Here is a 5,769-nt window from a genome sequence, read left to right as displayed (position 1 = left end):
GGGTTTAGCAGTCGCCGCAGAGACCCATCCCCCTCCTAACCTCCCCCTTGAAGGGGGAGGAACGCTAAACCCGACAGGGTTTCGTCTGTTTGACAGCGGGGCAACTGAATCGATACCGGAGACAGGAATGCCGGACACATACAAATACCTCACCACCCGCATCGAAGACAACGTCGGGATCATCACGCTCAACCGCCCGGAGAAGCTCAACGCACTGAGCTGGGAACTTGCCGAGGAACTCGCCACGGTCTTCTACCGCTGGCGTTACGTTGATGAAGTTCGCGCCATCGTGCTGACCGGCGCCGGGCGCGCCTTCTGCGCGGGGGGCGACATCGACTGGATTTCCGGTGACAGCGACCGGCCTATGCCGGGCACCTCGGACGCGTCGCGTCCGATCTCGCGCTCGCAGCGCAAGACTCCGGGCGGCCCCTTCATGGACGCGACGCGGCAGATGATCGCCGTCGACAAACCCATCGTTGCCGCGCTCCACGGGCACGCAGTAGGCGCGGGACTTGCCTACGCCATGGTGTGCGACCGCCGCTTCGCCGACACGACCCTCAAGATGTCGGCCATCTTCACCAACGTCGGCGTCGCGCCGGACTGCGGGCTGTCGTGGTTCCTGCCGCGCGTGGTCGGCCTACCCACCGCGCTGATGATGGTCGAGACCGGGCGCGTTTTCCGCGCCGAGGAATGCAAGACGATGGGGCTCGTCGACGAGCTCGTGCCGGAAGGCGAAAGTTTCGCTGCCGCCTTTGAGTACGCGAAGACCCTCGCCCAACGCGCCAGCGTCGCCGTCGACATGGCGCGCCGCATGATCTACATGGGCCAGACCGCGACGCTCGAACAGATGCTCGACTACGAAGGCATTGCCGGCGTCATCGTCGCCTCGTCGCTCGACGCCAAGGAAGGCACCCAGTCCTTCCTCGAGAAACGCAAGCCGGTGTATCGCGGTATCTGACACGCCCGGCCGAGCGCGGCGCAGACCGGGCCGGCCCCCTCATCACCAACCCCGACACGACACCGATCCGATGGCGCGCCACGCGCCGCGGGCGCCACGACATGGAGTTGAGATGAGCAGATTCACCCTCGCGGCCGTTGCCGCACTGATCCTTTCGTCCTCGGCCTTCGCCGCGGCACCGCCCAAAGCCGACAACGTGGCCGGGCAGCTCAAGGCCCTGCAGGCCGAACTGCGCGCACTGAAGGACATCGAGGAAATCCGCATGCTGAAGCACGCGTATTTCCGCGGCATCGACAGTGCCGACCTGCCCCTTCTGCGCAGCATCATGCACCCCGAGGTCACCGTGCATTTCATCGGCGGCGGCTACGAGTGGAAGCTCACGGGCCGCGAGCAGTACCTCGAAGCCATCGGCAACAACTTCAACAGCGAAGTCATCGCCCAACACAACGGCCATCACCCCGAAATCCGCCTCATCAGCCCGACCGAGGCGGAAGGGATGTGGTACCTGCACGACAACTTCTACAACCTCCGCGAGAAGCTGTACACGACCGGCACCGCCTTCTACCGCGACCGCTACGTGAAGGTCGACGGCAAGTGGCTGCTCCGGAGCACCGAGTACAAGCGCCACTACGAGATCGTGGAGAAGCTCGACAAGCTGCCCAACGTCACCGTCGACTACCTCGCCGAGCACGGCCGCAAGGTCGATCGCCACTGTCACGGCGACGGGCTGTGCCGCGACGGCCAGGAGACGCCGGTCGCCTCGCAATAACCCATCCTGGTGATGCGGGTACCTCCCCACCCGCATAAAGTCAGCGCCACCGATCCCCCAGACCCGCACCGAGGGCCGCGCCATGAAACCGGCACCGTTCGAATACCACGCCCCGACCTCCCTCGCCGACGCCGTCACCCTGCTCGCGCGTCTCGAAAACGAGGGCTGCGACGCCAAGATCCTGGCCGGTGGCCAGAGTCTCATGCCGATGCTGGCGATGCGCGTCGCGCGACCCGATGCCCTGGTCGACCTCCGCCAAGTGCCCGGCCTCGACCACATTCGCCTGCAGGACGGCCGAATCGCGATCGGTGCAATGGCGAGCAAGCGCGCCGCCGAATTATCGGAGCTCGTCCGCGAGCGCCAGCCGCTCTTCCATGCTGCCACGCGACTCGTCGGACATCAGCAGATCCGCAACCGTGGCTCCGTCGGCGGTTCGTTTGCGCATGCCGATCCGGCTTCCGAATACCCCGCCGTCGCGCTGGTGCTCGACATGGAGATGGTCGCCACCGGTCCCGACGGGGAGCGCGTGATCCCGGCCGCCGAGTTTTTCGTCACCTACATGACCACCGCGCTCGAGCCGGGCGAGGTCCTTACCGAGGTTCGCATGCCGGTGCTGCCCCCCGGAACCGGCTGGGCCATCCGGGAGATCACGCGCCGCAGCGGCGACCTCGCACTTGCCGGCGTCGCGCTCACGCTGCGCCTCAAAGCGGGTCGCTGTGCCGACGCGCGCATTGCCGCATTCGGCATCGATGCGACCGCCGTGCGCCTGAGCGAGGCCGAAGACGCACTGCGCGGGGCCGTCCCAACCACCGAAAGCTTCGCCCGGGCGGGGGCCGTTGCAGCAGCCTCGCTCGCCGATCCGATGAGCTGCATCCACGCTTCCGCCGAATACCGGCGCCACCTCGTCGGCACCCTGCTCGAGCGCGCGCTCGCCGATGCGGCCGCGCGGGCGCACTGAAGCCTTCTCACTCCAGGCACGAGGTTCACCATGAGCACCCGGAAAACCATCCGCCTCACCGTCAACGGCAAGCCCTACGAACGCGAGGTCGAAGCTCGCCTCACGCTGGCCGACTTCATCCGCCACGAGTTGCACCTGGGCGGCACCCACGTCGGCTGTGAACATGGCATTTGCGGTGCCTGCACCATCCTCATCGACGGCAGTTCCGCGCGCGCGTGCCTGACCCTTGCCGTGCAGGCTGACGGCGCCAGCATCACCACCATCGAAGGGCTGCGCAACCGCGAGACCGGACAGTTGCATCCGATCCAGCAAGCCTTCGTCGATGCCCACGGCCTGCAGTGCGGCTTCTGCACCCCCGGTTTCATCATGACCACCCTCGAACTGTTGGGGGAGAACCCCGACCCGACGGACGAGGAGATCAAGGAAGCCCTGGGCGGCAACCTGTGCCGCTGCACCGGCTACCAGAGCATCCTGGACTCGGTGCGTCTTGCCGCAAGCCGGATCAACACAGCCACTGCCGCCTGACGCGGCTCACGGACCTCCCCTCATGGCGATCGACATTCCCACCCGCACCGATCAGCTGCCGACTAGCGCCACGCGCTTCATCGGCAAGGCCGTCAACCGCATCGAAGATCCCGCGCTCGTGTCCGGCACCGTCGAGTTCATCGACAACCTGTCCCTGCCCGGCATGCTTCACTGCGCGATCCTGCGCAGCCCGCATCCGCATGCGCGCATCACCGCCATCGACGCCAGCGCCGCACTCGAACTGCCCGGCGTCGAAGCGGTACTGACGGGCGAGGACGTCGAACGCTGGTGCGACCCCTGTTTCACCGCACCCGAAGGATGGGGCAACTATTGCCTGGCGGTCGGCAAGGTGCGATTCGTCGGCGAACCCGTCGTGGCCGTCGCCGCCAGCAGCCGCTATATCGCCGAGGATGCGCTCGAGCTGATCCAGGTTGAGTACGAAGTGCTCGATCCCGTCGCGAACCCGGACGAGGCCATGGCGTCCGGCGCCCCCCTCGTGTTCGAGAACCGCGGCACCAACGTGATCCAGAGCCGCACCTATACCTGGGGCGAGGTCGATCGCGTGTTCGCCGAGGCCGACCGCGTCGTCAGCCGCCAATTCCGCTGGAACCGCGTCGGCGCCAACCCCACCGAGACCTTCGGCTGCATCTGCCAGTGGGACCTCGCCGACAACAGCCTCACCTGCCGCGGCGCCTACCAGACGCCGCGCTTCATGGCGATCGGCCGCGCCGCCTCGCTGCGTCTGCCGGCCAACAAGGTCAAGATCATCAGCCACGCCCAGGGCGGCGGCTTCGGTGGCAAGGGCGGGCCGCGCGGCACCGACATCGCGGCGCTGCTGTCGCGCAAGTGCGATGGACGCCCCGTCAAGTACATCGAAGACCGCATGGAATACCTGCTCGCCGGCGGCGGACAGTCCTGGGACCGCTATTACGACGCGGCCATCGCCCTCAAGGCCGACGGCACCGTGACGGGCTTCAAGGTGCGACTCGTCGATGACCAGGGCGCGGGCGCCGAAGGCTACGGGACCATCTCGGCCGCCAAGCCGCTCGCGGCTTTCACCGGCAACTATCGTATCGAGGCGGCCTTCTACGACCTGACGCTGGTCGCCACCAACCGGGCGCCCACCTACCCCTACCGCGGCTACGGCCCCCCGCCGCACAACCTCGTCCTCGAATCGCTGATGGACGTCGCTGCACGCGAACTCGCGCTCGACCCGGCCGAGCTGCGCCGCCGCAATTACATCGGGCCCGAGCAGTTTCCCTACACCGTGCCGAGCGGCAACGAGTACGACAGTGGCAACTACGCCGCGGTGCTCGACCGTGTCCTCGAACTCTCCGACTACAAGGCACTGCGCGAGTCCCAGGCGAAAGCCCGCGCCGAGGGCCGCCTGGTCGGCATCGCCGTGGTGAGCACCGTCGAGCCGGGCGTCTTCGACTGGAACGCCTATGCCACCGTCGGCGTACCCGGCGTCGGCGTCCCCGAGGGCGTGAAGGTCGCCGTCGACGTCTTCGGCAACATCACCGTCGCGATCGGCTTCAACCTGCAGGGCCAGGGCCAGTTCACGGTCGCCGCGCAGGTCGTCGCCGACTACCTCGGCGTCGAGATGAACGCGGTCAAGGTCACCACCGCCTCCACCGACGTCGCCCTACCCCACTTTGGCCAGGGCGGGAGCCGGCTCGGCGTCGCTGTGACCGGCGCGATCCTGGGCGCCTGCGACAAGCTCCGGCAAACTTTCTGCCGCGTGGTCGCGCACGTGATGCAGACGGAGCCCGACCAAGTCGAACTGATGAACGGCCGCCTGCAACTCAAGGCCGCACCTGCCCACGGCATGACCATCGCGGAAGTCGCGGGCCTCATGCTCTCACGCAGCGACCTGCTGCCCCCCGGCGTCGAGCCCTGCCCGGAAGCCACCTTCGTGTGGGTGTCGCCGAACCGCAATCTGCCCGACGACCAGGGCCGCTGCCGCAGCTATCTCACCGCCGCTGCCGCCACGCACGTTGTCCAGGTCGAAATCGACCGCGATACGGGGCAAGTCAAGATCCTCGGCTATTACATCGTCGACGACTGCGGCACGCGCCTGAACCCCGCGAACGTCGAAGGGCAGCTACAGGGCGGCGTCGCGCAAGGCGTAGGCGCCGCGCTCTACGAGGAGTACGTCTACGACCCGCAGTGCCAGCCGCTGGTGAGCACCTTCGTCGATTACCTGATGCCGACCATCCACGAAGTGCCGATGACGGTGAAGGATCACATCGTCACCCCTTCCCCGATCGCGCCGCTGGGCGCCAAGGGGTGTGGCGAAGGCGCGATCCACACGACTCCCGCGGCACTGCTGTGTGCGATCAACGACGCCCTGGCGCCCCTCGGCCTCGAGTGTCGGGAAACCCCCGCGTCCCCGCGCCGGCTGTGGAACCTGCTGCACGGGCAGCACGGCCATTAAGTTACGTGATGTCAGTGATTACCCGAGCAGTCGAATGGATTCCCAGGCACCTAATCCCTCCCCCTTCAAGGGGGAGGTTAGGAGGGGGATGGGTTTCGGCCACGTCTGGTTAACCCATCCCC

At 67.1% G+C, this 5,769-nt stretch carries 5 protein-coding genes; all 5 read left to right on the top strand.

Annotation, left to right across the window (positions count from 1 at the left end; genetic code table 11):
- The first annotated feature begins 127 nt into the window (after nt 1-127).
- The 5 genes from GPA27_RS27645 (at nt 128) to GPA27_RS27625 (ending at nt 5,647) form a co-directional block, all read left to right on the top strand.
- Nucleotides 128-958 carry an enoyl-CoA hydratase/isomerase family protein gene (locus GPA27_RS27645; protein WP_169143625.1) on the top strand — a complete coding sequence of 277 codons (831 nt, stop codon included), beginning with the start codon at nt 128-130 and terminating at the stop codon, nt 956-958.
- 112 nt (nt 959-1,070) lie between these two features.
- Nucleotides 1,071-1,727 (top strand): nuclear transport factor 2 family protein, encoded by a 657-nt coding sequence (locus GPA27_RS27640; RefSeq protein WP_169143624.1) that lies wholly within the window; start codon nt 1,071-1,073, stop codon nt 1,725-1,727.
- Nucleotides 1,728-1,809: 82 nt separating this feature from the next.
- Nucleotides 1,810-2,685, top strand: a complete 876-nt coding sequence (locus tag GPA27_RS27635) for an FAD binding domain-containing protein (RefSeq protein WP_169143623.1) — start codon at nt 1,810-1,812, stop codon at nt 2,683-2,685.
- 30 nt (nt 2,686-2,715) lie between these two features.
- Complete coding sequence (locus GPA27_RS27630; protein ID WP_169143622.1) at nt 2,716-3,210, top strand: (2Fe-2S)-binding protein; 495 nt, start codon at nt 2,716-2,718, stop codon at nt 3,208-3,210.
- A gap of 22 nt (nt 3,211-3,232) precedes the next feature.
- A complete protein-coding gene (locus tag GPA27_RS27625; protein WP_169143621.1) occupies nt 3,233-5,647 on the top strand; it encodes a xanthine dehydrogenase family protein molybdopterin-binding subunit in 2,415 nt (804 codons plus the stop codon).
- The last annotated feature ends 122 nt before the right edge of the window (nt 5,648-5,769 follow it).

The organism is Aromatoleum toluolicum (assembly GCF_012911005.2).
GTDB lineage: Bacteria > Pseudomonadota > Gammaproteobacteria > Burkholderiales > Rhodocyclaceae > Aromatoleum > Aromatoleum toluolicum.
Note: the sequence above shows the minus strand (reverse complement) of the source record. Positions and strands in the feature narration are given on the sequence as shown.

What these genes read in the sequence shown, in the direction of transcription:
- GPA27_RS27625 (WP_169143621.1), top strand. Translation starts at nt 3,233, where the DNA reads ATGGCGATCGACATTCCCACCCGCACCGATCAGCTGCCGACTAGCGCC.
- GPA27_RS27640 (WP_169143624.1), top strand. Translation starts at nt 1,071, where the DNA reads ATGAGCAGATTCACCCTCGCGGCCGTTGCCGCACTGATCCTTTCGTCC.
- GPA27_RS27630 (WP_169143622.1), top strand. Translation starts at nt 2,716, where the DNA reads ATGAGCACCCGGAAAACCATCCGCCTCACCGTCAACGGCAAGCCCTAC.
- GPA27_RS27635 (WP_169143623.1), top strand. Translation starts at nt 1,810, where the DNA reads ATGAAACCGGCACCGTTCGAATACCACGCCCCGACCTCCCTCGCCGAC.
- GPA27_RS27645 (WP_169143625.1), top strand. Translation starts at nt 128, where the DNA reads ATGCCGGACACATACAAATACCTCACCACCCGCATCGAAGACAACGTC.